The sequence below is a fragment of the Pseudomonas sp. GL-B-12 genome (assembly GCF_019955895.1).
GTDB lineage: Bacteria > Pseudomonadota > Gammaproteobacteria > Pseudomonadales > Pseudomonadaceae > Aquipseudomonas.
On the sequence record NZ_JAHBCX010000055.1, the window covers coordinates 12442 to 38818 of the forward strand.

Annotated in this window: 25 protein-coding genes; 17 read left to right on the forward strand and 8 right to left on the reverse strand. The window is 59.4% G+C overall.

Translation table 11 applies throughout. The features are described 5' to 3' along the window. The first annotated feature begins 24 nt into the window (after window positions 1-24). The 4 genes from KGA85_RS25455 to KGA85_RS25470 all read left to right on the forward strand — a co-directional run bounded on the left by KGA85_RS25455 (window position 25) and on the right by KGA85_RS25470 (window position 3211). Window positions 25-579: a hypothetical protein gene (locus KGA85_RS25455; RefSeq protein WP_223532497.1), complete on the forward strand. Its 555-nt coding sequence runs from the start codon at window positions 25-27 to the stop codon at window positions 577-579. A 32-nt stretch (window positions 580-611) separates the two neighbouring features. Beyond that, window positions 612-1889 carry a flavohemoglobin expression-modulating QEGLA motif protein gene (locus tag KGA85_RS25460; RefSeq protein ID WP_116265086.1) on the forward strand — a complete coding sequence of 426 codons (1278 nt, stop codon included), beginning with the start codon at window positions 612-614 and terminating at the stop codon, window positions 1887-1889. A gap of 81 nt (window positions 1890-1970) precedes the next feature. Next, window positions 1971-2885 carry an alpha/beta hydrolase gene (locus KGA85_RS25465; RefSeq protein ID WP_223458778.1) on the forward strand — a complete coding sequence of 305 codons (915 nt, stop codon included), beginning with the start codon at window positions 1971-1973 and terminating at the stop codon, window positions 2883-2885. Beyond that, window positions 2882-3211: a hypothetical protein gene (locus KGA85_RS25470; RefSeq protein ID WP_046041078.1), complete on the forward strand. Its 330-nt coding sequence runs from the start codon at window positions 2882-2884 to the stop codon at window positions 3209-3211. Before KGA85_RS25465 ends, KGA85_RS25470 begins: the two co-directional genes overlap by 4 nt. 67 nt (window positions 3212-3278) lie before the next feature. Here the strand turns inward: KGA85_RS25470 and KGA85_RS25475 are convergent, their stop codons facing one another. Next, the gene (locus KGA85_RS25475) at window positions 3279-3623 is read right to left on the reverse strand and encodes a hypothetical protein (protein ID WP_008051389.1); all 345 of its coding nucleotides are present in this window, start codon (window positions 3621-3623) and stop codon (window positions 3279-3281) included. A 202-nt stretch (window positions 3624-3825) separates the two neighbouring features. Here KGA85_RS25475 and ppc point away from each other — a divergent pair, with 202 nt between their 5' ends. The 7 genes from ppc (at window position 3826) to KGA85_RS25510 (ending at window position 11973) form a co-directional block, all read left to right on the forward strand. Further along, entirely contained in the window at window positions 3826-6456 is a 2631-nt protein-coding gene (ppc, locus tag KGA85_RS25480; RefSeq protein WP_223458780.1) for a phosphoenolpyruvate carboxylase, read from the forward strand. A gap of 288 nt (window positions 6457-6744) precedes the next feature. Beyond that, the gene (adk, locus tag KGA85_RS25485; RefSeq protein ID WP_223458782.1) at window positions 6745-7392 is read left to right on the forward strand and encodes an adenylate kinase; all 648 of its coding nucleotides are present in this window, start codon (window positions 6745-6747) and stop codon (window positions 7390-7392) included. 94 nt (window positions 7393-7486) lie between these two features. Continuing rightward, window positions 7487-8167, forward strand: a complete 681-nt coding sequence (tsaB, locus tag KGA85_RS25490) for a tRNA (adenosine(37)-N6)-threonylcarbamoyltransferase complex dimerization subunit type 1 TsaB (protein WP_223543470.1) — start codon at window positions 7487-7489, stop codon at window positions 8165-8167. Window positions 8168-8517: 350 nt separating this feature from the next. Then, complete coding sequence (locus KGA85_RS25495; protein WP_223458785.1) at window positions 8518-9723, forward strand: hypothetical protein; 1206 nt, start codon at window positions 8518-8520, stop codon at window positions 9721-9723. A gap of 228 nt (window positions 9724-9951) precedes the next feature. After that, window positions 9952-10257 carry a hypothetical protein gene (locus KGA85_RS25500; RefSeq protein WP_057716196.1) on the forward strand — a complete coding sequence of 102 codons (306 nt, stop codon included), beginning with the start codon at window positions 9952-9954 and terminating at the stop codon, window positions 10255-10257. After that, window positions 10257-11117: a DUF72 domain-containing protein gene (locus KGA85_RS25505; protein ID WP_223458787.1), complete on the forward strand. Its 861-nt coding sequence runs from the start codon at window positions 10257-10259 to the stop codon at window positions 11115-11117. The genes KGA85_RS25500 and KGA85_RS25505 overlap by 1 nt, the downstream gene beginning before the upstream one ends. A gap of 34 nt (window positions 11118-11151) precedes the next feature. Further along, window positions 11152-11973 carry an isocitrate lyase/phosphoenolpyruvate mutase family protein gene (locus tag KGA85_RS25510; protein WP_223458788.1) on the forward strand — a complete coding sequence of 274 codons (822 nt, stop codon included), beginning with the start codon at window positions 11152-11154 and terminating at the stop codon, window positions 11971-11973. Between the two features lie 22 nt (window positions 11974-11995). Here KGA85_RS25510 and KGA85_RS25515 read toward each other — a convergent pair whose 3' ends face one another. After that, entirely contained in the window at window positions 11996-12616 is a 621-nt protein-coding gene (locus KGA85_RS25515; protein ID WP_223458790.1) for an energy transducer TonB, read from the reverse strand. A 93-nt stretch (window positions 12617-12709) separates the two neighbouring features. Between KGA85_RS25515 and KGA85_RS25520 the strand changes: the two genes are divergently transcribed. Further along, window positions 12710-13492 carry a class I SAM-dependent methyltransferase gene (locus tag KGA85_RS25520; RefSeq protein ID WP_263289182.1) on the forward strand — a complete coding sequence of 261 codons (783 nt, stop codon included), beginning with the start codon at window positions 12710-12712 and terminating at the stop codon, window positions 13490-13492. Window positions 13493-13623: 131 nt separating this feature from the next. Here the strand turns inward: KGA85_RS25520 and KGA85_RS25525 are convergent, their stop codons facing one another. Then, window positions 13624-14262 carry a TetR/AcrR family transcriptional regulator gene (locus KGA85_RS25525; protein WP_223458792.1) on the reverse strand — a complete coding sequence of 213 codons (639 nt, stop codon included), beginning with the start codon at window positions 14260-14262 and terminating at the stop codon, window positions 13624-13626. A gap of 93 nt (window positions 14263-14355) precedes the next feature. On the opposite strand from KGA85_RS25525, the gene KGA85_RS25530 reads away from it, so the two are divergent. The 4 genes from KGA85_RS25530 to KGA85_RS25545 all read left to right on the forward strand — a co-directional run bounded on the left by KGA85_RS25530 (window position 14356) and on the right by KGA85_RS25545 (window position 21029). Continuing rightward, window positions 14356-15456, forward strand: a complete 1101-nt coding sequence (locus KGA85_RS25530; RefSeq protein WP_223543471.1) for an efflux RND transporter periplasmic adaptor subunit — start codon at window positions 14356-14358, stop codon at window positions 15454-15456. A gap of 6 nt (window positions 15457-15462) precedes the next feature. Further along, a complete protein-coding gene (locus KGA85_RS25535) occupies window positions 15463-18528 on the forward strand; it encodes an efflux RND transporter permease subunit (RefSeq protein WP_223458796.1) in 3066 nt (1021 codons plus the stop codon). 729 nt (window positions 18529-19257) lie between these two features. After that, window positions 19258-19539, forward strand: a complete 282-nt coding sequence (locus KGA85_RS25540; RefSeq protein ID WP_223458798.1) for a DUF6124 family protein — start codon at window positions 19258-19260, stop codon at window positions 19537-19539. Between the two features lie 143 nt (window positions 19540-19682). Further along, complete coding sequence (locus KGA85_RS25545) at window positions 19683-21029, forward strand: Fic family protein (protein ID WP_223532501.1); 1347 nt, start codon at window positions 19683-19685, stop codon at window positions 21027-21029. A 45-nt stretch (window positions 21030-21074) separates the two neighbouring features. Here the strand turns inward: KGA85_RS25545 and KGA85_RS25550 are convergent, their stop codons facing one another. The 4 genes from KGA85_RS25550 to plsB form a co-directional block, all read right to left on the reverse strand. Beyond that, window positions 21075-21764, reverse strand: coding sequence for a DUF4197 domain-containing protein (locus tag KGA85_RS25550; RefSeq protein WP_223532503.1), 690 nt, complete (start codon window positions 21762-21764; stop codon window positions 21075-21077). 27 nt (window positions 21765-21791) lie between these two features. After that, entirely contained in the window at window positions 21792-22193 is a 402-nt protein-coding gene (locus tag KGA85_RS25555; protein ID WP_223458804.1) for a YbaY family lipoprotein, read from the reverse strand. A 99-nt stretch (window positions 22194-22292) separates the two neighbouring features. Further along, on the reverse strand, window positions 22293-22685 hold the full coding sequence (locus KGA85_RS25560) for a hypothetical protein (protein WP_223458806.1): 393 nt from the start codon (window positions 22683-22685) through the stop codon (window positions 22293-22295). Window positions 22686-22860: 175 nt separating this feature from the next. Beyond that, window positions 22861-25344 (reverse strand): glycerol-3-phosphate 1-O-acyltransferase PlsB, encoded by a 2484-nt coding sequence (gene plsB / locus KGA85_RS25565; protein WP_223532505.1) that lies wholly within the window; start codon window positions 25342-25344, stop codon window positions 22861-22863. 236 nt (window positions 25345-25580) lie between these two features. On the opposite strand from plsB, the gene KGA85_RS25570 reads away from it, so the two are divergent. After that, window positions 25581-25790, forward strand: coding sequence for a cold shock domain-containing protein (locus KGA85_RS25570; protein WP_007954750.1), 210 nt, complete (start codon window positions 25581-25583; stop codon window positions 25788-25790). A 147-nt stretch (window positions 25791-25937) separates the two neighbouring features. Here the strand turns inward: KGA85_RS25570 and KGA85_RS25575 are convergent, their stop codons facing one another. Continuing rightward, entirely contained in the window at window positions 25938-26315 is a 378-nt protein-coding gene (locus tag KGA85_RS25575) for a hypothetical protein (RefSeq protein WP_046041100.1), read from the reverse strand. Window positions 26316-26377: the final 62 nt, after the last annotated feature.

The following is a 26377-nucleotide window of genomic DNA, read 5'->3' on the forward strand; positions in this document are numbered from 1 at the left end:
GTGTGATCTTCAAGGGAGTGTTGAATGAAAGCCTGGCGTGTCGTTGTGATCGCCTTGTCGTTCCTGCTGCTCAGTGGCTGTCTGGTGACCTTCCAGGAACCGCTGCCTGCAAGCGAACCCGCGCCCAAGGGATTGCTCGGCAAATGGACCAGCACCAATGCCTGGGGCGAGCCGCTCAACCTCGAACTGACCCGCATCGGCGACAATCGCTATCAGGCCGTCAGCTATTACCGGGCCAGGCCCAAGGCGCGGGAGACCTATCCCTTCACGGTGTCGCGCCATGGCAACCGCTGGTATCTGTCGGCGAAGGTGCCGGCGCAGTTCGGCGGGCATTTCACCTTGGCCGGTTTTGAACTGACCGACAAACATGAGTTGGTGGTCTACAACCTCGATCTCGAACAGATCAATCAAGCCATCAAGCAGAAAGCCCTGAGCGGTGAAAGCTTCCAGACCCACGACGGCGATGGCGTATTGATCGACAGCCAGATGGATCAGGTCGCTGCCTACCTCGACGACCCGGCCAATTCCGATGTGTTCGTCGAAGCCGTACGCTACCAGCGTCAGGCCAAAGCCAAATAAGCAGCACAAACAGGTTTCTACAGGAGTTTCGGGTGGACGATTACCAACAGTCGATACGCATTTTGTCCGATCGCATCGTGCTGGCGCAGACGCCGATCCGCGTCCTCGATGCGGTCAAGTGGGACGACAACATTCGTAAGGGTTTCCTCAAAGCCAAGGGCAAGGAAATGCCGGCGGTGGACCGCGACTACTACCTCAACCGGCCGCTGGCCTTCGACTCCAGCAAAGTGAAGCTGGAGTTCCAGAACATCGAGCGCGACATCACCCGCCAGCTCGGCCAGTTCAACCCGGTCGGCCAGATCATGCGCCGCATGTGCAAGGAATACCGCATGGTGGTGCGCATGCTCGAAGCGCGCGGCACCGAGGATTTCGGCCTGATTTCCCAGGAGTTGTACGGCGCCGCGTCCGACGCGTTCCACGCTGGCGACCCGACGCTGTCCGACCTGGGCATGATGTTGTCCGAATACCTGAACAACATCGACGGTCGTGGCGACCTCAAGGATGAGCCGAAGACATTGACCGCCAAGGATGCCGTCAACCTGCTGCAACACCGCTTGAACAAGGTGTTCGGCGAGGCCGAGGAAACCATCCGGGTGTTCGAGTCCGACGGCATCGTCGCCGATGCGGCGGCCGGCGCCGATTACATCAAGATCCGCGCCGACGCGATGTTCAACGACCGCGACGTGCGGGCACTGGAAGTTCATGAAGGGCTGGTGCATGTCGGCACCACCCTCAACGGCCTGAACCAGCCGATCTGCACCTTCCTCTCCAAGGGGCCGCCCTCGTCGACGGTGACCCAGGAAGGCCTGGCGATCCTGATGGAAATCATCACCTTCGCCTCGTACCCGAGCCGCCTGCGCAAACTCACCAACCGCACCCGCGCCATTCACATGGTGGAGGAGGGCGCCGACTTCCTGCAGGTGTTCGAGTTTTTCCGTGAGCAAGGCTTCGAAATGCCCGAGAGCTACAGCAACGCCAGTCGCGTTTTCCGCGGCTCGGTGCCGACAGGTCTGCCATTTACCAAAGACTTGTCCTACCTCAAGGGCTTCATCATGATTTACAACTACATTCAACTGGCCGTGCGTAAAGGCAAGCTGGAGCAGATACCGCTGTTGTTCTGCGGCAAAACTACCCTGGAAGACATGCGTACCTTGCGCCAGTTGGTGGACGAAGGCCTGGTGGTGCCGCCCAAGTACCTGCCGGAACAGTTCCGCGACATGAACGCGCTGTCGGCGTGGATGTGCTTCTCCAACTTCCTCAACCACCTGAGCCTGGACCGGATCGAGGCGGATTACTCCAACATCCTTTAAGGCTGGTGAGATCCAAATGTGGGAGCGGGCTTGCTCCCACATTGAACCGTGTTCCACCCCTTTTCTGCGAGGTTTCAACGGATGAGAATCCTCGGCATCCTCTGCCTTCTCCTGGCCTTGAACGGTTGCAGTTCGCTGTTGTTCTACCCTGAACCCGGCCAGTTGTTCACCCCTGAAAAAGCCGGGCTCGAATACCGTACCGTCACCCTGATCACCGCCGATGGCCTCAAGCTGAATGCATGGTGGCTGCCGGCGAAGAAGGGTGTGGAGGTCAAAGGCACGGTGCTGCACCTGCACGGCAACGGCGGAAACCTGCCCATGCACCTCGGCGGGAGCTTTTGGTTGCCGAAAAATGGTTACCAGGTGTTGCTTGTGGACTATCGCGGTTATGGCTTGTCCGAAGGCGAGCCGAGCCTGCCGGCGATCTACCAGGACATCGATGCGGCGTTCGCCTGGCTGGACAAGGCGCCGGAGGTTCAGGGCAAGCCGCTGATCCTGCTCGGCCAGAGCCTCGGTGGTTCGATGGCCGTGCATTACCTGGTGCAGCACCCGGAACGCCAGAAACAACTCAAGGCCATCGTGCTCGATGGCGTCCCCGCCAGTTACCGCAGCGTCGGCCAGTTTGCCCTCAGCAACTCCTGGCTGACCTGGCCGTTCCAGGTGCCGTTGTCGTGGCTGGTGCCGGACGGCGACAGCGCGATCAACGCCATCGCACAACTCAAGGACGTGCCGAAACTGATCTACCACAGCATCGACGATCCGATCGTGCCTCTTTCCAACGGCATCCGACTGTATCAAGCTGCGCCGCCGCCGCGGGTGCTGCAACTGACCCGTGGCGGTCATGTGCAGACGTTCGCCGACCCGGTCTGGCGCAAGGTCATGCTGCGTTATCTCGATGATCCACAACATTTCAACGGCCTGCGCCGGTTGGGTGAGATTCCCAATTACCCGGCGCCCCCGAATTCAGAAGATGAACCACCAGAGAGTCCGCAATGAGTGAAGAACGTAACGCCATCCCGCTGATCATCACCGGTATCTGCAGCATCCTCGGCACCGTCGGTGCCCTGTGGTGGTACGGCTACCTGCACTTCGCCAAGCCCGAGGATGCGTTGCTGCTCAACGAATTCACCATGCTCAAGACCGTGCCGGGTGAAGACTACAAAGTCTCACTGGAACCGGCAGCCCAAGTGGCGCAGTGCATCGATGGCGTGCTGGTGCTGTTCGACATGGAACAGAAAGGCCTGACCGGCGTGTTGGTCGACAGCAAGAAAAAAGCCGTGCGCTGCATGGGGCAGGAGACGCCGCAGAAGCTGGAGCAGTAACCCGGTTCTAACTAACAACACAGATCCAATGTGGGAGCAAGCCCGCTCCCACAGGTTCTGTGGAAAATCAGTGTTTCTGTTTGTCGTCAGGCACCGACAAATCGTGCAAATGCCGACGGGACAGCGCCAGAAAGCGCGGGGTCGGCCCGATGTCTTCGTACAGCGGATCGCCTTCTTCATCGGTGGCGACCACGGTCGTGCCTTTGACGTACGGGAAGCTTCTTTCCAGCTCTTCCAGTGCGGCGCCGATCAGATCGCCGAGCAGTTCTTCGGGATGCCGCTTGGGGTACATCTCGACGAGCGCGGCCAGCCGTGCGGCAGACTCCACGTCCAGATGAATCGAGTAGCCGGTGTCGGTCAGGCGACCCTTGGCGTTTTCTTCCCAGTGGTGGGCAAGCTCGCGGATTTTCATATTGACCTCAATGCGCTCCCGCTCGTGGCAGGCAGAGTGAGTGTCCGGCACTGGCCGGTGACAACCGTTGTACGGCTTACCGTTCAGACTAGCCTCAACAGGCAGGGTTTACAGTCCCTTCGTCGTCTTGCTTGTAAGAACCTGTCTGGGGCGGCACTCTCTAGGTTCTTAGCCGCCCGGATTTTTTGCTGGAGACCTGCTGATGACCGATATTGATGCACGCTTGCGCGAGGACGTTCACCTGTTGGGTGAGCTGTTGGGCAACACCATTCGTGAGCAATATGGCGACGGTTTTCTCGACAAGATCGAGCAGATCCGCAAGGGCGCCAAGGCTGACCGGCGTGGCTCCATGGACGCCGAACTCAGTGCCAGCCTCAACCAGTTGAGCGAAGACGAGTTGCTGCCGGTGGCGCGGGCGTTCAACCAGTTTCTCAACTTGGCCAACATCGCCGAGCAGTACCAGTTGATTCACCGCCGCGAGGAATCCCAAGAGGCGCCGTTCGAAGCCCGGGTACTGCCGGAGTTGCTCGCGCGCCTGCGCGCCGAAGGGCATGGCGCCGAAGCGCTGGCCCGGCAACTGGGCCGGCTGGAGATCGAGCTGGTATTGACCGCGCACCCGACCGAAGTTGCACGCCGCACACTGATCCAGAAGTACGACGCCATCGCCGCGCAACTGGCGGCTCAGGATCACCGCGACTTGACCAGTGCCGAGCGCGAGCAGATCAAGACCACCTTGCAGCGCCTGATCGCCGAAGCCTGGCATACCGAAGAAATTCGCCGCACGCGTCCGACACCGGTGGACGAAGCCAAGTGGGGTTTCGCGGTGATCGAGCATTCGCTGTGGCAGGCCATTCCCAATTATCTGCGCAAGGCCGATCAGGCCCTGCACGCCGCCACTGGCCTGCGCTTGCCACTGGAGGCGGCTCCGATTCGCTTTGCCTCGTGGATGGGCGGCGACCGGGACGGCAATCCGAACGTGACGGCGGCGGTTACCCGAGAGGTTTTACTGTTGGCGCGCTGGATGGCGGCCGATTTGTACCTGCGCGATGTCGATCGCCTGGCCGCTGAACTGTCGATGCAGCAGGCCAGCAATGAGTTGAAGGCCAAGGCAGGAGACAGTGCCGAACCTTACAGGGCAGTGCTCAAACAGCTGCGCGAACGCCTGCGGGCAACGCGTAACTGGGCACACGCCGCCTTGTCGACGCCAACGCCGGCTCCGACCGATGTGCTGCAAGACAACCGCGAACTGCTCGATCCACTGGAGCTTTGCTACCGCTCCTTGCACGAGTGCGGCATGGGCGTGATCGCCGACGGGCCGTTGCTCGATTGCCTGCGTCGGGCAGTGACTTTCGGTCTGTTCCTGGTTCGTCTGGATGTACGCCAGGACTCGTCGCGGCACACTGCGGCGATGACCGAAATCACCGACTACCTCGGCCTGGGTCGCTACGAGGACTGGAGCGAGGAAGAGCGCATCGCCTTCCTGATGCGCGAATTGAGCAACCGTCGCCCCTTGTTGCCGACGTACTTCAAGCCTTCCGCCGACACCGCCGAGGTGCTGGCGACCTGCCGGGAAATCGCCGCTGCGCCGTCGGCATCCCTCGGTTCCTATGTGATTTCCATGGCCGGAGCGGCTTCCGATGTGCTGGCCGTGCAATTGCTGCTCAAAGAGTCCGGCGTGTTGCGGCCGATGCGCGTGGTGCCGCTGTTCGAAACCCTGGCCGACCTCGACAACGCGGGTCCGGTGATCGAGAAGCTGCTGCTGTTGCCGGGCTATCGCGCGCGCCTGCAAGGGCCGCAGGAAGTGATGATCGGCTACTCCGACTCGGCCAAGGACGCCGGCACCACCGCAGCGGCCTGGGCGCAGTACCGGGCGCAAGAGCGACTGGTGGATATCTGTCGCGAGCAACAAGTCGAGTTGCTGTTGTTCCACGGTCGCGGCGGCACCGTGGGGCGCGGCGGCGGCCCGGCCCATGCGGCGATCCTGTCGCAGCCACCGGGTTCGGTGGCGGGGCGTTTCCGCACCACCGAACAGGGCGAAATGATTCGATTCAAGTTCGGCCTGCCGGACATCGCCGAGCAAAACCTCAATCTGTACCTGGCCGCCGTGCTGGAGGCGACCTTGCTGCCTCCGCCGCCACCTACGCCCGAGTGGCGCCATTTGATGGACGAACTGGCCGCAGACGGTGTCAGTGCCTACCGTGCCGTGGTTCGAGAGAATCCGCAGTTCGTGGAGTATTTCCGCCAGTCGACGCCGGAGCAGGAACTCGGTCGTTTGCCGCTGGGCAGTCGTCCGGCCAAGCGCCGGGCCGGGGGGATCGAAAGCCTGCGGGCGATTCCGTGGATCTTCGGCTGGACCCAGACGCGCCTGATGCTGCCGGCCTGGCTGGGTTGGGAAGCGGCCCTGAGCAAGGCTCTGGAGCGCGGCGAAGGCGAACTGCTGGGGCAAATGCGCGAGCAGTGGCCGTTCTTCCGCACCCGCATCGACATGCTGGAAATGGTCCTGGCCAAGGCCGATGCCGACATTGCACAGTCCTACGATGAGCGTCTGGTGGAGCCGAATCTGTTGCCATTGGGTGCGCACTTACGCGACCTATTGTCGCAGGCGTGCGCCATCGTTCTCGGCCTGACCGGGCAGTCGCAGCTGCTGGCACATAGCCCAGCGACCCTTGAGTTCATCCGCTTGCGCAACACCTACCTCGACCCGCTTCATCTATTGCAGGCCGAGTTGCTGGCCCGTTCAAGAGTGCAGGACGTGGCGCAGGGCAGCCCGGTAGAACAGGCCTTGCTGGTGTCTGTGGCGGGGATTGCCGCCGGTTTGCGTAACACCGGCTAAGGTTTTTGCCGTGGGGTCAGGCATCCGGCAGGTGAGCCGGATGCCGCCGTTTGACGGGTGCAAAAGTGCTGTCAGGCGACAGTTAATGATGGGGTTGCGACTTGGGAAACTGTGCGCAATGGTCGCAAGAGGCAGCGGTTTCTCCGACTTTCGGCGTCTTGTGTGGGCGCAGCCTGCTGTGTATCTTGAGCAGCCTTTGACCGTTTGGGCGGTCACGACCCTATTTTTGAGATTGGCCCCACGAGGCGAATCTGACGTTATCCATATAAAAAATTGAGGAGCACATCGATGCGCGTCATTCTGCTGGGAGCTCCCGGGGCCGGTAAAGGTACTCAGGCTAAGTTCATCACCGAAAAATTCGGCATTCCGCAAATCTCCACCGGCGACATGTTGCGTGCAGCGGTCAAGGCCGGCACCGAGCTGGGCATCAAGGCCAAGAGCATCATGGATGCCGGCGGCCTGGTGTCCGATGACCTGATCATCGCACTGGTCAAGGACCGCATCGCCCAGTCCGACTGCGCCAACGGTTTCCTGTTCGACGGCTTCCCGCGCACCATTCCCCAGGCTGAAGCCCTGGTGACTGCCGGCGTCGAGCTGGATGCAGTGGTTGAAATCGCCGTTGAAGACGAAGAAATCGTCCAGCGTATCGCCGGTCGCCGTGTTCACGAGGCCAGCGGCCGCGTGTACCACATCGTCTACAACCCGCCGAAAATCGCTGGCAAAGACGACGTCACCGGTGAAGAGCTGGTGCAGCGCAAGGACGACACCGAAGAAACCGTGCGTCATCGCCTGTCGGTCTACCACTCCCAGACCAAGCCGCTGGTGGACTTCTACCAGAAGCTGTCGGCTGCCAATGGCAAGCCACAGTACAGCCACATCGAAGGCGTCGGTTCGGTTGAAGCGATCACCTCCAAGGTGCTTGCAGCCCTGAGCTGAAAAACCTGACCCGCTGTATCATCCACGGCCCGCTTGCGGGCCGTAGTTGTTTATACTGACGCACTTTTTTCTGATCTCTCTTGTGGATACATCGATGAGCACCTTGCTGGCCCTGGACACCGCGACTGAAGCTTGCTCCGTTGCCTTGCTGCATGACGGCAAGGTCACGAGTCATTACGAGGTGATCCCGCGCCTGCACGCGCAAAAGCTGTTGCCGATGATCAAGCAATTGCTGGCCGATGCAGGCACCACGCTGCAAGCGGTCGATGCCATCGCGTTCGGCCGTGGCCCGGGCGCCTTCACCGGTGTGCGCATTGCCATCGGCGTGGTGCAAGGCCTGGCGTTTGCCCTGGATCGCCCGGTGCTGCCGGTGTCGAACCTGGCCGTGCTGGCGCAACGTGCGCTGCGCGAACACGGTACCACTCAGGTCGCCGCGGCCATCGACGCACGGATGGACGAAGTGTATTGGGGTTGCTACCGCGAAACGGCCGGGGAGATGCGCCTGGTGGGGGCCGAAGCGGTACTGCCGCCGGAGTCCGCTGCATTGCCGGCCGATGCCGGCGGCGAATGGTTCGGCGCAGGCACCGGTTGGGGTTATGCCGAGCGTATCGCCGTCAGCCTGAGCGGGCAGGACGCGGGCATGTTGCCCCACGCGCAAGACTTGCTGACTTTGGCGCGGTTTGCCTGGGAACGCGGCGAGGGGATCGTGGCCGATGAGGCGCAGCCGGTTTATCTGCGCGATAAAGTGGCGACTCCCAAGGCACCGAAAACATGATCGAGATATTTTGAATCTTAAAATTCTCGCTTGGTATTTGTTCATGGCTCGATATGTATTCATGCCGGTAGCTGCGCCGGCATAGGCTATTGCGACGTTATCAAACGTTGTCTCCAGTGGTTAGTAATCTTAATCGGTTTACTCTTCCGCTCCCCGCACACATGGGAATTTTCATTTTTGCAACTGTCATGTTTGACAGTTTCATATGGTTAGTTTAATCGCGCTTAATTCAGGTTCATCAGCCTTGAGTGGCTTCATTCCTGGATGAATGAGTTACGCTTCATTCCTTTGAAATGAAATCGCTGTGGATACCAATCGTATTCGTCTGGGCTGTAATCAGGAGCGAATAAATGAAAACTGAAAAAACTCTAGCCGAACAGCGTGTGGGATTGCCACTGGACCGAAGCTTCGGCGAAGCAGGGCAGATCAGACCGAATCTTTTGAGAGGTGATGCCCGAGCAGCGCAATTGTCAGCGGATGGCTCGCTCTACTTCGCGACTTGGCAAAATGAAAACTCTTTGTTTCGAGCAACACCTGAGGGGGCTTTAGACCCGTCCTTTGGAAATGGAACGGGTCGCGTCAAGTGGCATTTTGTCCACGGTGAAGAGTCCAGACCTTCCTGCCTTTTGGTGCAAGCGGATCACAAAATACTTGTGATCGGTGATACGAGAAGGACTGACAGCACAGCCCGTGCCGCGCTGACCCGCTTCCATAGCTCAGGCAGTCCTGATCTTGTGTTTGGTACAGTTTTGGTCCCTGTATTCGAGGGGCGCTATGTAGTGATGGAGTTGGTGAGTGGTTGTTTGCAAGCGGACGGTAAAATACTGATTGCGTTCGGGTACGGAACGGCTGAAGGTTTTGGTTCTCTGTTAATACGTTTGAAGGCGGAGAATGGGGAGCTAGATGACAGCTTTGGCAATGGTGGTTATGTAGACGTCAAAAGTAACGGTCCCGCTATCGAACTTAGAAGTGTTCTGGTCCGGGATGACGGGAAAATAATTGTCGGGGGGACGGCTGACGATCAACTGGTAATTGGTTGTTATACCTCTGATGGAGAGATTGACAGCAGTTTTGCCCACGAAGGGTTTGCCTACTACAAGAGCCCCGAAGGGGCGCTGAAAATGAGGCAGCTAGTCGCTCAACCCGACGGGAAACTTGTATGTGCAGGCCAAGTCATCTTGAACAGCGGCGGCTCTAAAGGCATGGTAATGCGGTTCGAATCCAACGGAAATTCTGACTCTGGTTTCAACGAAGGGCTACCTGTTTTCACCGATGCAGGTCGCAACACCATTTGGTATTCATTGGCCGTTCAATCGGACGGTAAAATCGTGATGACGGGAAATAACTTGGTATCGGGGCCATTGGTTGTAATAGGCAGGCTTTTACCCAATGGTTCATCTGATCCCGGTTTCGGTGAGAATGGCTGGGGCTCGGTTGGTGTTGGTGGGCTTTCTTGGGATGTAAGGATTCAAGCCGACAAACGAGTTATTGTTGCCGGGGAAAATCTTAATGACTCTGGATACCGTACACCGTCGATTTATGCACTTTCGGTGTAAAAGACATGGCGCCCTGAATGCCCCTTGAACAAAGCAGTTGGTCGATTGATCGACTGCTCGGGTAGCCCCCTGTAGGAGCTGAATGTCCGTCGTAGAATTCACCAATCGTCGTTTACTAACCGCAGCTTTTAAACCTTTTGCCTTTTATGTGTTCTTGTTATCACTCGGCGGTTTGCGAAGTGGAAAGTGCGCCACTAAACTGCCATCACTGATTCTGAGTATGCACCTATGCGTATAGACGGCGTTTCCTCTCAGTCCTATCCCATCAAGCGCAAACCTCGCAAAGGCCGCGTGGTGGAAGACGACGCCATTGATATCGAAGGCGAGCTGGAATTCCCGACTGAAGAGCAACTGGCTGCCCGCGCTGCCAAAGCCTCTGCGCAAAAACTGAGCAATCTCCCCGCCCGTCAGCAAGACATGATTTACCACCGTGCCATGAGCAAAAGCGTGGCGACAGCCTTGGCCAGCTACCTGAGCACCGCCGGTTTCGTCGATTGGGAAGCCGATGTGCTGGGTCTTGACCTGTACATCTGATGTTGCTGCCTTATTACCTCGGTTGTCCGTCCTGGAGCGAAAACGCCTGGCGTGACTACCTGTATCCGCCGGACGCCAGGCCCGCCGACTTTCTTGATCTCTATTCCCAGGTTTTCAATGCCGTGGAAGGCAACACGACCTTCTATGCGAGCCCGGCTGCCAGCACCGTGCAGCGTTGGGCCGAGACCATGCCCGAACACTTTCGCTTCACCGCCAAGTTTCCCGGCGAGATCAGCCACGGTGGTGACCTGCGCGAGCAACTGACCGCCGCCGAGACCTTCACTCAGTTACTCAGTCCTCTGGGTGAGCGGGTGTCACCATTGTGGTTACAGTTGTCGAAAAGCTTCACGCCCCAACGTTTGCCCGAGTTGGCCGGGTTTATCGATGCCCTGCAGCGGCCGCTGGCCGTGGAAGTGCGGCACGACGAGTTTTTCGCCAAGGGTGACAGCGAGCGAATGCTCAACCGTCTGCTGCTGGATCGCGGTGTCGAACGCATCTGTCTCGATCCCCGTGCGCTGTTCAGTTGCACCTCGACCGAGCCCTCGGTGCTCCACGCCCAATCGAAGAAACCCCGTGTGCCACCGCGTCCCGCGGCATTCACGCAATTCCCGCAGGTGCGTTTTATCGGCCACCCGACGCTTGAGGCCAACGATACGTTCCTGGAGCCGTGGGTCGAGAAAATCGCGTTATGGATCGAAGAAGGTCGCACGCCGTACATCTTCCTGCACACGGCCGACAACCTGCTGGCCGCGAAACTGGCGCAGCGTTTTCACGCCCGGCTAATGCAGCGTTTGCCTGGCTTGCCGGCGCTGCCTGAGCTATACAGAGAACCCGTCGCCGAGCAACTTGGCCTGCTCTGAGGCGGATTCTTTCCCCTCTTCAGGAGCCAGCCCAATGGATACGCAAACCCTTCGAGCCCAGGCGTTCACAGCCCTTCACGAACGCCCCGGGGCTTTTGTGATTCCCAATCCGTGGGATGCAGGTTCAGCGAAAATGCTCGCCAGCCTCGGCTTCGAGGCACTGGCGACCACCAGTGCCGGTTATGCCTTTTCCCAGGGCCGTGCCGATGGCGGATTGACCCTCGACGACACCCTGTTGAACGTTAAGGCGATTGTCGCCGCCACCGACCTGCCGGTTGCCGTGGACCTGGAAAACGGCTTTGCCGACAACCCGGCCGACTGCGCCAAAAGTATCTTGCGCGCAGCAGAGGCCGGAGCTGTCGGTGGTTCGATCGAAGATGCCACCGGCCGCGAAGAAGGCCCGATCTATTGTTTCGAACACGCCGTGGCGCGCATAGAAGCTGCTGTGGCTGCCGCTCGCAGTCTGCCGTTCCACTTTACGTTGACTGCCCGGGCGGAAAACTTCCTGCACGGCAATCCCGATCTGGCCGACACCATCCGCCGCTTGCAGGCATTCGCCGAGGCCGGTGCCGACGTGCTCTACGCACCGGGCTTGCGCAGCGCCGAGGATGTGCTGGCGGTGGTGCGCGCCGTGGCGCCCAAACCGGTAAATGTGTTGATGTCGGGCGGCTTGAAGCTGACAGTCGCGCAGTTGGGTGAGATGGGCGTCAAACGCATCAGCGTCGGCTCGGCGCTGGCATTGGCGGCCTATGGTGAATTCTTTCGCGCCGCCGAAGAAATCCAGACGTCAGGCACGTTCGGTTTCACTTCCCGGTCGATGCCGTACCAGAAGGCCAATCAGTTTTTCAAAGGCTGAGGGAAGAGGGCGCGGCTGAGGATCAGGCGGCGATGCGCAGGTTCTGCAAGATGATCGGGCGCGCCCAGCCATTGTCGAAATCGAGTTGTTTCTGCTGTTCCACCCGTTCTTCCGGCGAGAACGGCGGGAACGGCTTGTCGAGCAGGTCGAGTTCGAATTCGGCGATGGGCAGGTGCAGCGGACGCGGTTGCGAGGCAGGGCCTGCTTCGTATACCGGCTGACCGGCCTTCAGCACGATCGGGCGAACCCAGCCGCTTTCGAAGTCCTGCTGTTTTTGCTGGGCGACGATTTCATCCGCCGGGAATGGTGGGCGTGGTTTGTCGGCCAGGTCCATTTCGAATTCGGCAATCGGCAGGAACAGTGGCTCGGGCGGGCGGATTACATTGTCTTTCACCTCGCATGCGCGCTGGGACACGATGTGCTCCAGCAGCTCGCTGCCGACGGTCGGTTCGACCGGACTTTCGAGATCGACCGGTGGGAAATTCAGCGATTGCGGTAGCACTTCCCCTGACTGTTCGGCCAGCGCTCGGGCAAAGAAATCCTGCCAGATGTGGCTGACGCCGCTCAGTGCCTGGGTGTTTCGCAGGTTGTAGTCGCCGTAGGGCGAGATAAAACCTGTGATTGTGGGTTGAATGTCTGACATTTCTCTCGGTCGACGCTCAGCTCTGGCAAAATGCTCGATAGTTTTGTTATCGGCAGTTTTTGCCGATCATTAATTTTTTGAGCGTGTTTTCCGATGATTGATCAACCTGCGGCCTGCCGCATCCATGTCCAGGCCCTCGACGCGGCTTTCGAGCCACAAGCCGAGCAATGGGCCGAGCGCCTGGGCTTGCCAATGCAAGTGGCGAACGGCGAGTTTGCCTTGCAGGTGGGTGACCAGGGCTTGCAGCTGCAACAGCTGGGGCCGGATGCGCCGGGGCCGGTGCGGGTGGACTTCGTCGAAGGCGGTGCGGCCCATCGCCGGTTGTACGGCGGTGGCAGCGGGCAGATGATCGCCAAGGCTGTTGGCGTCGCCCAAGGCGTACGCCCGCGGGTGCTGGATGCCACGGCGGGGCTGGGCAAGGACGCGTTCGTGCTGGCCAGCCTCGGTTGCGAGATGAGCCTGATCGAGCGTCAGCCGCTGATTGGTGCCTTGCTGGAAGATGGCCTGGCCCGAGGCGCGGAAGATTTCGACGTGGCGCCGATCGTGGCGCGCATGCGCTTGCTCAAGGGCAATTCGATCGAGGTCATGCGCAACTGGGAAGGCGAGCCGCCGCAGGTGATCTACCTTGACCCGATGTTCCCGCACCGCGAGAAAACCGCGCTGGTGAAGAAAGAGATGCGCCTGTTCCGGCCGCTGGTGGGCGATGACCCGGATGCGCCGGCACTGCTCGAAGCCGCCTTGGCCCTGGCCAGCCACCGGGTGGTGGTCAAGCGTCCGCGCAAGGCGCCGTGCATCGAAGGGCCGAAGCCGAGTCATGCGCTGGATGGCAAGTCCAGTCGGTATGACATTTATCCGAAGAAGGCGCTCAAGCATTAAGACCGGGTCGCCTGCTTCGCGAGCAAGCCCGCTCCCACATTTGACCGCGTACTGTCTGACGGAACCGGGTCACCTGTGGGAGCGGGCTTGCTCGCGAATACGCCCGCCCAATCGCCACAAACTCATCTGCCTCACTCCGGCCGATAAGCCCGCATAAACAACCCCACCACTTCCCGCACATGGCTCTCCGCCGCCTCGCCCACCGGCGGCTCGCCGCAGCCATACAGCAAGCGAAAGTTCCCCGCGCCCTTGAGCAGGCAGAAGAAGTGTTCGGCCGCGTTGTGCGGCTTGTCGATGCGCAGCACACCACTTTCATCGATCTTGCTCAGCAAGCGCTCCATGCCATGCAGCATGCGCTCCGGCCCGGCTTCGAAGAATATCTGCGACAGCTTAGGGTCCTGGCTGCCCAAGGTCATCATCAAGCGGTGCAGGTTCACCGATTCATCACTGTTGATCAGCTGATGAAAACCGCGTGCAATGTTCAGCAGCACGGTTTCCACGGCCACACCTTCCGGCAACTCGAAGAACAGTGGTGGCAACTGCTCCTCGCACTTGGCCATCACCGCAGAGGAGAACAGCGTCTCCTTGTCGTTGAAGTGGCTGTAGACCGTCAGCTTCGACACACCGGCCTCGGCCGCGACGGCATCCATGCTGGTATTGGCATAACCCTTACTCAGAAACAGCGCTTTGGCCGCATCGAGAATCGCCTGACGCTTGACCAGGTCCTTGGGTCTGCCTGGGCCATTGGGTGCTGAAAGATTGTTTGGCATATTCGTTTTTATTACTGGACTGGTGAGTTTGCTATTAATAACATACTGCTCAGTATAATTATTCAAAGCACCATTAGCGAAAGGTCCTTCACCATGTTCCGCTATGCCTTGCCCCTCGCGTTGCCAGTCACCCTGGCTTTTTTATTGTCTGCGTGTGGTCACGAAGAGGCACCGCAGGTCAGTGTGCGCCCGGCCATGGTGGTCCAGCCAGAGCCTTCGGCGCAGGCCATGGAAAGCTATCCCGGTGAAGTTCGCGCGCGGTATGAGCCGGATCTGGCGTTCCGTATCGGCGGCAAAGTCAGCCGACGACTGGTCGAGGAGGGGCAGCGGGTCAAGGCCGATCAACCCTTGGCGGAGCTCGACCCCCAGGACATGCGCCTGCAACTGGAGGCCACCCGGGCCCAGGTCGCAGCCGCTGAAGCCAATCTGAACTTGGTGCGTTCCGAGCGTGATCGCTACAAGATCCTGATGGAGCGTCAACTGGTCAGTCGTTCGCAATACGACAACGCCGAAAATCTCTACCGCTCCGGTGAGGCGCGCCTCAAGCAAATCAAAGCCGAATTCAACGTTTCCAATAACCAGGCCAGCTACGCCGTGTTGCGTGCGCCGCAGGACGGCGTCGTGGCCAAGCGTCTGGTGGAAGTCGGGCAAGTCGTGGCCGCCGGGCAAACGGTGTTCACACTGGCAACCGATGGCGAGCGTGAAGTCTTGATCAGCCTGCCGGAGCAGAACTTCGGCCGCTTCAAGGTCGGTGAGCCGGTGTCGGTGGAACTCTGGACCCAGCCCGACCAGCGTCTCGCCGGGCGCATCCGGGAATTGTCGCCAGCAGCGGATCCCAAGTCGCGCACCTTCGCGGCGCGTATCGCTTTCAACGCCGGCAACGTTCCTGCCGAGCTGGGCCAGAGCGCCCGAGTGTTCGTGCAGGCCGCCGACGTGGTCCCTCTATCCGTTCCGCTGTCTGCGCTGACTGCAGAAAACGGCGTGACCTATGTCTGGGTCGTCAGCGCCAACAACACCTTGAAGAGAACTCCGGTGCGAATCGGTGCCTTTGGCGAAAAAACCGTACCGGTACTTGAAGGGCTTAACGCCAGCGACTGGGTGGTGGCCGCCGGTGTCCATGTGCTTCTCGAAGGGCAGCAGGTGCGCCCGGTGGATCGCTCCAATCGCGTGGTCAATCTGGCGGACAAGGAGTAAGCCCCGATGCGCTTCAACGTTTCCGAATGGGCGCTGCGTAATCGCCAGATCGTCCTGTTCCTGATGCTGTTGCTGGCCATCGTCGGCGCACTTTCCTACACCAAGCTCGGTCAGAGCGAGGACCCGCCGTTCACCTTCAAGGCCATGGTGATTCGCACCAACTGGCCGGGAGCGACCGCCGAGGAAGTCTCGCGCCAAGTCACCGAACGCATCGAAAAGAAACTGATGGAAACCGGCGAGTACGAGCGCATCGTGTCGTTCTCTCGCCCTGGCGAATCCCAGGTGACCTTCATCGCCCGCGACTCCATGCACTCGGTAGAGATCCCGGAGCTCTGGTATCAGGTGCGCAAGAAGATCAGCGACATCCGTCATACCTTACCGCCGGGGATTCAGGGGCCGTTCTTCAACGATGAATTCGGCACCACTTTCGGCAATATCTACGCCCTGACCGGCAAGGGTTTCGATTACGCCGTGCTCAAGGATTACGCCGACCGCATCCAGATCCAGCTGCAACGGGTCAAGGATGTGGGCAAGGTCGAGCTGCTGGGGTTGCAGGACGAGAAAATCTGGATCGAACTCTCCAACGTCAAGCTCGCCACCCTCGGCTTGCCGCTGGCGGCCGTCCAGCAAGCCCTTGAAGAACAGAACGCAGTGTCCACGGCGGGTTTCTTCGAAACCAGCAGTGAACGATTGCAGCTACGGGTGACGGGGAATTTCCAGACGGTCGACGAGATCAAGAGTTTCCCGATCCGCGTCGGTGATCGCACCTTCCGCATCTCCGACGTGGCCGACGTGCGCCGTGGTTTCAACGATCCACCGGCGCCGCGCATGCGCTTCATGGCGCAGGACGCCATCGGCCTGGCGGTGGCAATGAAGGACGGCGGTGACATTCTGGTACTGGGCAAGGCGCTGGAAATCGAGTTCGCCCGCATCCAGAAAAACCTCCCGGCCGGCATGGAGCTGCGCAAAGTTTCCGACCAACCGGCGGCGGTGAAAACCGGTGTTGGCGAGTTCGTGCAAGTGTTGGTCGAGGCGCTGGCCATTGTGTTGCTGGTGAGCTTCTTCTCCCTCGGCGTGCGCACCGGCATGGTGGTGGCCCTGGCGATTCCGCTGGTGCTGGCGATGACGTTCGCCTGCATGTATTACCTCGGCATCGGCCTGCACAAGATCTCCCTCGGCGCGCTGGTACTGGCCCTGGGTTTGCTGGTGGATGACGCAATCATCGCCGTGGAAATGATGGCGATCAAAATGGAGCAGGGCTTCGACCGGGTCAAAGCGGCGAGTTATGCCTGGACCAGTACCGCGTTCCCGATGCTCACCGGTACGCTGATCACCGCGGCCGGCTTCCTGCCGATTGCCACGGCGCAATCGGGCACGGGTGAATACACCCGTTCGATCTTCGAGGTGGTCACCATCGCGCTGTTGGCGTCGTGGGTGGCCGCGGTGGTCTTCGTGCCGTACCTCGGGGAAAAGCTCCTGCCGGACCTGGCGAAGATTCATGCAGCCAAACACGGTGCCGGCCAACCCGATCCGTATGGCACGCCGTTCTATCAGCGCGTCCGGCGTCTGGTGGAGTGGTGCGTGCGCTGGCGCAAAACCGTGATCCTGGCGACCGTGCTGTTGTTCATTGCCTCCATCGTGCTGTTCCGTTTTGTGCCGCAGCAGTTCTTCCCGGCATCGGGTCGCCTGGAATTGATGGTCGACCTGAAACTGGCCGAAGGCGCTTCGCTGAGCAACACCGCCGACGAGGTCAAGCGCCTCGAAGCGCTGCTCAAAGACAAGGCCGGAATCGACAATTACGTGGCCTACGTCGGCACCGGTTCACCGCGTTTCTACCTGCCGCTCGATCAGCAACTGCCGGCGGCGAGCTTCGCCCAATTTGTCGTCCTGGCGAAAACCATCGAAGAACGGGAAACCCTGCGCATCTGGTTGATCTCAACCCTCAACGAGCAATTCCCGGCTCTGCGCTCTCGGGTCACGCGTTTGGAAAACGGCCCGCCAGTTGGCTATCCGGTGCAGTTCCGCGTGACAGGGGAGAACATCGAGGAAGTGCGGGCGCTGGCGCGTAAAGTCGCGGCCAAGGTTCGCGAGAACCCGCATGTGGTCAACGTCCACCTGGATTGGGAAGAGCCGAGCAAGGTGGTGTACCTGAACATCGATCAGGACCGTGCGCGGGCGCTGGGTGTGAGCACGGCGAACCTGTCGAGGTTCCTGCAAAGCTCCCTGACCGGTTCCAGTGTCAGCCAGTACCGTGAAGACAACGAGTTGATCGAGATCCTGTTGCGCGGCACCTTGCATGAGCGCACCGAGCTGTCATTGCTGCCGAGCCTGGCGGTACCGACCGATAACGGTCGCAGTGTCGCGCTGTCGCAGATCGCGACCCTGGAGTACGGCTTCGAGGAGGGCATCATCTGGCACCGCAACCGCCTGCCCAACGTGACGGTTCGCGCCGACATCTATGGCAAAGAGCAACCGGCGACGCTGGTGCAGCAAATCATGCCGACCCTCGATCCGATTCGCGCCGAACTGCCCGACGGCTACTTGCTGGATGTCGGCGGCACGGTGGAAGACTCGGCGCGCGGACAGAACTCGGTGAAGGCCGGCGTGCCCTTGTTCATTGTGGTGGTGTTGACCTTGCTGATGCTGCAGCTGCGAAGTTTTTCGCGCACGGCGATGGTGTTCCTGACGGCGCCGCTGGGGTTGATCGGGGTGACGCTGTTTCTGTTGGTGTTCCGTCAGCCGTTCGGTTTTGTGGCCATGCTGGGGACCATCGCCTTGTCCGGGATGATCATGCGTAACTCGGTGATTCTGGTGGATCAGATCGAGCAGGATATTGCGGCGGGGCTCAAGCCCTGGCAGGCGATCATCGAGGCGACGGTGCGGCGGTTCCGGCCGATTGTGCTGACGGCGCTGGCGGCGGTGTTGGCGATGATTCCGTTGTCGCGCAGTGTGTTTTTCGGGCCGATGGCGGTGGCGATCATGGGGGGGTTGATTGTGGCTACGGCGTTGACGCTGCTGTTTTTGCCGGCGTTGTATGCGGCTTGGTTCCGGGTCAAGAAGGAGACCGTTTGACCGAGTGCATATCCATTTCTTCGGTAACGGCGGCTGGCGGTTTCGCCCTTACGGCGACTCACTTTTTTACAAGCGCCTAAAAAAGTAAGCAAAAAACGCTCGCCCCTTACGTACGGCCCCTCGCCTGGGCTCGGGGTTCCTTCGCTCCGGCATTCATCCGGGGGCATCGCCTCCGGTCGGCTTCGCTCGACCTCCTCTCGATGTGTTCGGCTGCGCCGAACAGCGCTGCGCGCCTACCCCCCGGATGAACGCCTCCACTCAGCCTCCCGAGGGGGCGGGTGGATCAAGATCAAAAGCTGCAGGCGAGCTAACGCTCGGCCTGATGAGTGGTGAAAAGCAGTGGGTGTACGCCGATCTGCTTTTGCTCTTCTGTGGGAGCGGGCTTGCTCGCGAAGGCGGCCTGTCAGCCGACCCATTTCTACCGAATGTACTCGGTCAAATTGTGGGAGCTGCGGTGCGGCGATCCGACTTGCCTGCGATGGCGGCCTGCCAGCCAACCAATCCCTCACAGATGTACTCGACTCAATTGTGGGAGCGAGCTTGCTCGCGATGGCTGCCCAACAGTCAACAATGTTTTTCGCCCAAGCCAACCATTCAGACCATTCCCACAAGACTTTCAGCTTGCCCGTCGGAAGCACGATCTCTAGCCTTTACCCGTCGCTGCCAATTCAGCAACCGGGACTGCAAGCCCGCGAATAGTCGTTAGGCGCCTACTTTGGGAGCTTCGCAATGATCAATGACAGTCCTGATTACTCTGCCTCCGAATCCGAAAAGCAAACGAGAACTTCATACCGCCCCTGCCCAATTTTCACCATCCGCCCAGGCGTCAATTCCGAAACCCTCCTTGTCCATGCCTATGAAACCCTTGCTTCAGCGAATGTGATGGCAACTGAATTGTCGTCCATCTTGAGCGGGCCAACCTGCAATCTGGCACTCGGCATTCAGCAGATGATTGTTCTGGCGCAGCTATCAGTGAATCGCGTCCTCGATCAGCTGGATCCGCAGCAATAGCAAAAGGAAAAAGCCCGCTGAACCTGTACCAACCAGCGGGCCTTCATTGTTCCTGCATTGATCTCGGACCCGTCTGATATTGAGGCTAAAAAGCTCAGGTGTTGTACTCAGAGCCCGGTTTCACGCATGTTTGAGACAGCGCCATGAAAAATCCACCCACATTGAGGGGGCGGTCCGATCCGGTGTTTGATCGGCTGTTGCGATCGCCCCACAAGGAGCGCCTTTCACAATACCTCGCCTTGCTCAAGCCCCTGGACGATCAGGGGCGTTACCTGCCGTTCGATTCATTGCGCTACCGCTGGGCGCCAGGGCTGGATTCGAACCTGTGCTGGGCCTTGGTCAAGAAAGCGCGGACTGCACAGTACTCGAGCCTTTTGCCATTGGGTAAACCGGCGTGCTGGCTGAAATTCATGCTGACGCCGCAGGCGCAAAAAGCCATTTCCGTAGTGGATCGTCAGGCGACAACCGCAGTGCTGGAATACATGACCGGCCAGATTGGCGAGCGTGCTCATTTTAGCTATTTGCTCAATGATCTGATCGAAGACGAGGCCATCAGCAGCAGCCAGCTCGAAGGTGCGGCCACCACGACGCGGGTGGCCAAGGACATGCTTAAGCGCCATCGCTCGCCGCGCACGCCGGATGAGCGAATGGTCATCGGTAACTTCAAGATGATGAACTTCGCCTGGGAGCAGCGTTACGAGCCACTGAGCGTTGAGCTGATTGCAGCCATGCATCGAGTTGGCGTCGAGGGGATCGACGATTCGCAGTACTCGCCTGGAGCGTTCAGGATCAACGATGACGTCGTCGTCCAGGATGGCGAGGGCAACACCGTGCATTTGCCACCGCCTGCAACAGGGCTCGTGTCACGTTTGCAGGTGCTGACGAAGTGGATCAACCAACCCCACAACAACCCTCATCAAGCGGACTACCTTCATCCATTGATCAAAGCCATCGCGCTGCATTTTGTCCTGGGTTACGAGCATCCTTTTCGCGACGGCAACGGTCGGGTAGTGCGCGCGTTGTTTTACTGGTTCATGTTCAAAAATGACTACTCGGCGTTTCGCTACATCGCAATCAGTGTTTTGTTGCGCAATGCGCCGTTGAAGTACGGGCGGTCGTATTTGAATACCGAGGCGGATGACCTGGATCTGACGTATTTCATCGATTTCCAGTGTTCGGTGGTGTTGCGGGCTGTAGCCAGTTTTACCGGGACGTATCGGAAAAGTCTGGACGATGCGCAGCAATTTGATTGCTGGTTGCGTGAAAGTGGTTTTCTCGACCAGCTCACCGAGAAACAGCGGGCGTTGTTTCAAGTGGCCAGGAGCGGAATGGCCAAGGAGTTCACGGCGGTCAATGTGAAGGAGAATCTGGGTTGTTCTTACAACACAGCGTCAGCCACGCTAAATGGGCTGGTCGCGTTGAAGCTGTTCGAGAAACGCAAGATGGGACGGGAGTGGGTGTTCTTTCTAAGACCCGTATCAGCGGCCTGAACCTTTGTGGGAGCAAGCCTGCTCCCACAGGTTTTGTGTTGCGGCTCAGAGCGTACCAAACACCTTCTTCGCCAAACTGGTCGCCGCAGCCGCCGGGTTCTGACGGATGGTTTCTTCCTGTTTGCCGATCATTTCGAACAAGCCATTCAACGCCTGCTCGGTGACGTAGTTTTCGACGTTGGCATTTTTCGCATCCACTACGCCCATTGTCGCGGCTTGCCCGGCGAACGAGTTGTACTGCTGGGCCAGGCCAACCTTGTCGGTGGCTTGCTTGACGATGGGCAGGAACTTGGCGCGGATCTGTTCGCGGCTGGTCTTGCTCAGGTATTGGGTGGCCGAGTCGTTGCCGCCGCTGAGGATGCCCTTGGCATCTTCCACGGTCATTTTCTTCACGGCATCGACGAGGATGGGCTGGGCCTGGGTCACGGCGTTTTCCGCCGCTTTGTTCATGCTGGCTTCCAGCTCATCGACCTGGTCACCCATGCCGAACTGTTTCATCTTGCTCGCGACCTTGCCCAGCTTGCCCGGTAATTCGATTTTCACGTCGGGGTTGTTGCTGAAGCCACCCGGGGTGCCGAGTTGTTTGACGGCTAGTTGCGCGCCTTGGGTCAGCGCGTCCTTGAGCCCGCCAGTGGCGTCTTTCTGCGACAGGTCGCTGAGGGACAGCGCCAGGGCGTTGGCACAGATCATCAAGCCTGCGCACAGGCCTGCGAAGCGAAGGGTAGGACGGAACATGGCAACTTCCTTTTTCGAAAAAGACACTTAGTAGCGGGCTGGGTCGACGCGGACCTTGAGCGGTTGTGGATCGGTGCCGTCCAGGCGCACGGCATGATTCTCGGTGGTGATGAACATCAGTTTGCCGTCGACTTCAATGCGCGCGCTCACCGAGTAACGGTGGTTGGGCTCTACCTTCAGCGGGTCGTAGCTGAGATGAAAGGCCAGGGGCACCTGGCCTTTGACCTGGCCGCGCTGTTCGTCGATGACCTTCGCCGGGGCATCGGCGAGTGAGATGTCCTGCAGGCTGACGCTCAGGATTGCTGTCGGCGGCAGGGCTATGCGTTGCAGGTAGAAGACTTCTCCGTCGAGGCTGGCCTTGGAGCCGGGGGGCGTCGCCTGGCAGGCGCTCAAGAGTGTGGCTACAGCCAGCAGAGTCAGTTTTTTCATCAAAAATCTCCGTGTCGAACGCGCCAGAAGTAGACTGGCGCGATGTGCAATTTAACGGAATTCCATACCTGAGTCTTTTGAGATTCAGCCGACTGCGGTTTATACGATAAAGAAGGGTACTGGAAAGATAACTTCCTGATGTGTTTCGTTGTTACTCAGGTCAACAGAGAAGATATGGTTAGTATTGATCATCAGTATTGCGTCAGGATCATTTTTGCTGTTCCAGAACCCTCCGTCCTCTGGCTGATTTGGTCCAGGCCTCCAGACTCGCATCACTACACGATAAGCTCTTTCAGCGTCGCCGGCTTCTTGGTTGATATGGAAAACACTACCCAAGTCACTGTCGTCAATGCGCTCAAGGATAACGGTGGAAATCAGTTTTTCTTCCGAATTGCTAAGGATTTCATACGTGTATTCTTCCACTGCGAAATCCCGCATGGATGTGTAAGGAATATATTTAAGATTGTATTGAATATCGATTGTTTTGGTCATCGTAACTTCCTTGTTTGATGAGATAAGTGTGGTCGAGATTAACAGTGTTTGCTTTGTTGCGTAGTGTTCAAGTTGTATTTTGATGTTTTTTAGGGGGGGCGTTTGCGCTGTGTTAGATACTCATTAGCAGTAAGGAAGAACATCCATGTTCTTTCCATTATAGGTCAGATAAGTATCAAGCCAGTTCCGCCGCATCTTCACTGCGATGCAACGCCACCTGCCGAATCGACAAACGAATCTCCGCCGGCAACACCCGTTTGGCCGCGCCTTCGGCCAGTTCACCGAGCAGTTCGTGATAGCTCAGCTTGCCCGCTTCATCGCGCTTGAGCACGTCAAGGTCGAGCATCGTCTGGATGAAGTGGCGGAACAGGCTCTTGTCGAAGAATTCCGGGGCGTTCAGGCCATGCAGGATCGACAGGCGCTGGGCCATGACCGTGCACAGGTCTTCCAGCTCTTCGGCGCTGATGCTGTTCTGGCCGCTGTTGAGCAGCAGGGACACGGTCATGTAGAAGCGCTGCAAGGTCTGGGCGATGCTTTTCGACAGCAAGGTCAGCAGCACGAAATGCCGCGAGCTTGGCGCCGGACGCAGGTACACGTCGTTCTCGAAGCGCAGCAGGCCTTGCTCGACGAAGGCTTCCAGCCATTGATCGATCACCGCATCCAGTTCGTCCAGCGACCAGCGAATGAACAGCTCCGCTTGCAGGTAGGGATACAACGCGCGGGTGTAGCGCAGGATCTGTTCGCGGCTCATGCGCGAGGCGCTCTGGAAGAAGCTCGCCAGCAACGCCGGCAGTGCGAAGATGTGCAGCACGTTGTTGCGGTAGTAAGTCATCAGGACCGCATTCTGCTCGTCCAGATACAGGATCTTGCCCAACGCATCGCTCTGCTCCGAGAGCAGGTCCATGTCCTTCACGTGCTCGATCAACGCCCGGCCATCGCCTTCCGGCAAGGTAGTGTGCGGCGAATAGGGGACCTTGCGCAGCAGTGCCAGGTACAGATCCAGCACCCGCGCCATGGCCCGGTCATCCAGCGCCAGTCGGGTGGTCGACAGCAGCGCCAGTGCCACCAGGTTGACCGGGTTGATCGCCGCCGCTTCGTTCAGATGCCGGGCGACTTTTTCGCCGAGGCGGTTGGTGGTTTCGTTGAGCCAGGCGGGTCTGAACTGCGGGCCGAGTTCCTGTTGGCGCCAGTCCGGCTGTTCGCCGTCGAGGAACTCCGCCAGCTTGATTGGCTCGCCGAAGTTCACCGCCACCTGGCCGAAGCGCTGTTTGAGCGCGCCGATGACTTTGAAAATATCGAAAATCGACTCTTTCTTCTTGGCCGCGCCGCGCAGTTCGCCGAGGTAGGTCCGGCCTTCCAGCACGCGCTCGTAGCCGATGTATACCGGCACGAACACGATCGGCATGCGCGACGAACGCAGGAAGCTGCGCAGGGTGATTGCCAGCATCCCGGTCTTCGGTTGCAGCATGCGCCCGGTGCGCGAGCGGCCACCCTCGACGAAATACTCCACCGGGAAGCCCTTGGTGAACAGGGTGTGCAGGTATTCGTTGAACACCGAGGTGTAGAGCGGATTGCCCTTGAACGTGCGGCGCATGAAGAACGCGCCGCCGCGCCGCAGCAGGCCGCCGATCACCGGCATGTTGAGGTTGATGCCCGCGGCAACGTGCGGCGGGGTCAGGCCGTTGCGGAACAGCAGATAGGACAGCAGCAGGTAGTCGATGTGGCTGCGGTGGCATGGCACGTAGATCACTTCGTGACCCTGGGCGACCTTCTGCACGCCTTCGATGTGGTTGACCTTGATCCCGTCGTAAATCTTGTTCCAGAACCAGCTCAGCACCACTTCCATAAAACGGATCGCAGTGTAGGTGTAGTCCGAGGCGATTTCGTTGCCGTAGCGCAGCGCTTGAGCTTTGGCTTTCTCCGGCGAGATGTTCTCGCGCTCGGCTTCGTCGAGGATCGCTTGTTTGACCTGTGGCTGGTTGAGCAGGCCTTTGACCAGGTTGCGGCGGTGGGAAATGTCCGGGCCGATCACTGCAGCCTTCAGGTTGCGAAAGTGCACCCGCAGGATGCGCTGGGCCATGCGCACGGTGCGCTCGTGGCCCTTGTTGTGTTCGATCAGTTCGCGCAGGTGAATCGGCGCGGAGAACTGCACGCGGGTCTTGCGCCCCAAGACGATGATGCTCAGCAAGCGACGCAGGCGCCCGGTAACGGCCCAGCTGTCGGCGAACAGGAGTTTCCATGGGCTGTTTTCGCTGTCCGGCGACTGGCCCCAGAACACGCTGACCGGAATGATCTGCGCATCTTCGGCGGCGTTCTGGCTCAGGGCGCTGACCAGGCGGGTCAGTGTCGGCGGGGCGCCGCGCTTGTCCTGGCGGCCGAGCCAGTCTGGATCCGGCGTCAGGTAGAAGAACGCGGCAGGTTCCAGCAGGTTACCCACCGACACCGGCAGCACCGGGCGTGGCAGGCCGGCCTTGCTGCACTCGGTGTCGACCACAGCGAGGTCGGTCAGCGAAGGGTTTTGCAGGACGTAGAACACCGGACGACTGCGGTCGAGGTTAAGGGTGAACGACGACTGGTTGATCGTCTCGGAGCGAACCCAGAGGTACAACAGTCGGCGCAGGGTGCCAAACACAAGACGGCGGAACGGGGAGCGGGTCATACGGCTTCTGCGTGAGTGAATAAAACCGAGCGTTTGCTCGGGAGGCCGATAGTGTGCAGGATTCGCTGAAAATCGGCAAAAAAGCACCTAAGTAAACTTGAGTTGAGAGTTTCGCTGCCTGTCATATACTCGGCCGTCTGCTGTCGGTGCCCTTGTAGGGACGTCGCACGCAGACAGACGTTCCCGAGGCTTTCCTGCGAAAAGCCCGATCAATAATAAAAAGGGAGTATGAACAAATGGCAACACGCGAAACCGGCAACGTGAAGTGGTTCAACGACGCCAAGGGCTACGGCTTCATTCAGCGCGAGGACGGGGTGGACGTGTTCGTGCACTACCGCGCGATTCGCGGTGAAGGCCACCGATCACTGACCGAAGGCCAGCAGGTTGAATATGCGGTGGTAGAAGGGCAGAAGGGGTTGCAGGCTGAGGATGTGGTGGGGTTGTAATTCCACACTTCAGCTCACACAAAAACCACTGTAGGAGCGAGCTTGCTCGCGAAGAACTCAAGGACGCCGCGCTTTTGCTGAATTGACGCGTTATCGTTGACGACCATCGCGAGCAAGCTCGCTCCTACAGGGGCGGTGTTCAGGCTTTTATGCAGTTTTCCAGGTGATCTCTTCTTCACCGTCGGCGCTGATGCGAATCCAGCGATCGGCAGTCTCTTCACCCTCTTCCTCGACCCAGGTGCCCGGCGCGCAACGCACTTCCACGTTCAGCGCGGCAAACGCGGCGCGGGCGCAGGCGATGTCGTCGTCCCACGGGGTCTGATCGCTTTCCAGGTACAGGCTGTTCCACTTGCCGACCGCTTTTGGCAGCCAGGTCACTGGCACGTTGCCGGCCTTGCACTTATAGGTCTGGCCCTTCTGGACCCAATCCGTGCACGGGCCCAATGCCGCGCCGAGCCAGGCGGAAATGGCCTTGTGGTCGACGTCGGCGTCTTTCAGGTAAATCTCGATATCGGGTTGGCGCATGGATGTCCTCACTGCGGGTCTGAAAAATCCATTCGCGGATTTAGCCGGTCTCGGGCCGTTGC

Bases quoted from the DNA above. Each gene is read 5' to 3' on its own strand.
- KGA85_RS25455 (WP_223532497.1), top strand. From the start codon at position 25: ATGAAAGCCTGGCGTGTCGTTGTGATCGCCTTGTCGTTCCTGCTGCTC.
- KGA85_RS25465 (WP_223458778.1), top strand. From the start codon at position 1,971: ATGAGAATCCTCGGCATCCTCTGCCTTCTCCTGGCCTTGAACGGTTGC.
- KGA85_RS25470 (WP_046041078.1), top strand. From the start codon at position 2,882: ATGAGTGAAGAACGTAACGCCATCCCGCTGATCATCACCGGTATCTGC.
- KGA85_RS25475 (WP_008051389.1), bottom strand. From the start codon at position 3,623: ATGAAAATCCGCGAGCTTGCCCACCACTGGGAAGAAAACGCCAAGGGT.
- ppc (WP_223458780.1), top strand. From the start codon at position 3,826: ATGACCGATATTGATGCACGCTTGCGCGAGGACGTTCACCTGTTGGGT.
- adk (WP_223458782.1), top strand. From the start codon at position 6,745: ATGCGCGTCATTCTGCTGGGAGCTCCCGGGGCCGGTAAAGGTACTCAG.
- tsaB (WP_223543470.1), top strand. From the start codon at position 7,487: ATGAGCACCTTGCTGGCCCTGGACACCGCGACTGAAGCTTGCTCCGTT.
- KGA85_RS25495 (WP_223458785.1), top strand. From the start codon at position 8,518: ATGAAAACTGAAAAAACTCTAGCCGAACAGCGTGTGGGATTGCCACTG.
- KGA85_RS25500 (WP_057716196.1), top strand. From the start codon at position 9,952: ATGCGTATAGACGGCGTTTCCTCTCAGTCCTATCCCATCAAGCGCAAA.
- KGA85_RS25505 (WP_223458787.1), top strand. From the start codon at position 10,257: ATGTTGCTGCCTTATTACCTCGGTTGTCCGTCCTGGAGCGAAAACGCC.
- KGA85_RS25510 (WP_223458788.1), top strand. From the start codon at position 11,152: ATGGATACGCAAACCCTTCGAGCCCAGGCGTTCACAGCCCTTCACGAA.
- KGA85_RS25515 (WP_223458790.1), bottom strand. From the start codon at position 12,616: ATGTCAGACATTCAACCCACAATCACAGGTTTTATCTCGCCCTACGGC.
- KGA85_RS25520 (WP_263289182.1), top strand. From the start codon at position 12,710: ATGATTGATCAACCTGCGGCCTGCCGCATCCATGTCCAGGCCCTCGAC.
- KGA85_RS25525 (WP_223458792.1), bottom strand. From the start codon at position 14,262: ATGCCAAACAATCTTTCAGCACCCAATGGCCCAGGCAGACCCAAGGAC.
- KGA85_RS25530 (WP_223543471.1), top strand. From the start codon at position 14,356: ATGTTCCGCTATGCCTTGCCCCTCGCGTTGCCAGTCACCCTGGCTTTT.
- KGA85_RS25535 (WP_223458796.1), top strand. From the start codon at position 15,463: ATGCGCTTCAACGTTTCCGAATGGGCGCTGCGTAATCGCCAGATCGTC.
- KGA85_RS25540 (WP_223458798.1), top strand. From the start codon at position 19,258: ATGATCAATGACAGTCCTGATTACTCTGCCTCCGAATCCGAAAAGCAA.
- KGA85_RS25545 (WP_223532501.1), top strand. From the start codon at position 19,683: ATGAAAAATCCACCCACATTGAGGGGGCGGTCCGATCCGGTGTTTGAT.
- KGA85_RS25550 (WP_223532503.1), bottom strand. From the start codon at position 21,764: ATGTTCCGTCCTACCCTTCGCTTCGCAGGCCTGTGCGCAGGCTTGATG.
- KGA85_RS25555 (WP_223458804.1), bottom strand. From the start codon at position 22,193: ATGAAAAAACTGACTCTGCTGGCTGTAGCCACACTCTTGAGCGCCTGC.
- KGA85_RS25560 (WP_223458806.1), bottom strand. From the start codon at position 22,685: ATGACCAAAACAATCGATATTCAATACAATCTTAAATATATTCCTTAC.
- plsB (WP_223532505.1), bottom strand. From the start codon at position 25,344: ATGACCCGCTCCCCGTTCCGCCGTCTTGTGTTTGGCACCCTGCGCCGA.
- KGA85_RS25570 (WP_007954750.1), top strand. From the start codon at position 25,581: ATGGCAACACGCGAAACCGGCAACGTGAAGTGGTTCAACGACGCCAAG.
- KGA85_RS25575 (WP_046041100.1), bottom strand. From the start codon at position 26,315: ATGCGCCAACCCGATATCGAGATTTACCTGAAAGACGCCGACGTCGAC.